Origin of the sequence: Gemmiger formicilis (assembly GCF_016901605.1) — a bacterium.
GTDB lineage: Bacteria > Bacillota > Clostridia > Oscillospirales > Ruminococcaceae > Gemmiger > Gemmiger formicilis_B.
In genome coordinates this window covers 1-219 of sequence record NZ_JACJKP010000913.1, presented here as the reverse complement: position 1 = coordinate 219, position 219 = coordinate 1, and the positions used below count along the sequence as shown (strand labels likewise).

At 49.3% G+C, this 219-nt stretch carries 1 protein-coding gene; it reads left to right on the top strand.

Annotation, left to right across the window (positions count from 1 at the left end; genetic code table 11):
- The first annotated feature begins 5 nt into the window (after nt 1–5).
- On the top strand, nt 6–179 hold the full coding sequence (locus H6B10_RS19205) for a hypothetical protein (RefSeq protein WP_430661801.1): 174 nt from the start codon (nt 6–8) through the stop codon (nt 177–179).
- Nucleotides 180–219: the final 40 nt, after the last annotated feature.

The following is a 219-nucleotide window of genomic DNA, read 5'->3' as shown; positions in this document are numbered from 1 at the left end:
GTTCCGTGGCTGATCTTCCCAGAGAAAACTATTGCGAGGCGGAACAGCGGATTGTGGAGGAACTGGACGCGATCGGCAAACCCTATATTATTTTACTCAACTGTGCTGAACCGGGAATTCGTACAACAGGTTTTGCAACAGTCGATCCAATGTTTCTGCGGTCATGGCAACGCAATTGATCGGGAACACTGCGTGATTATAACGATCGGCCATTTGCGC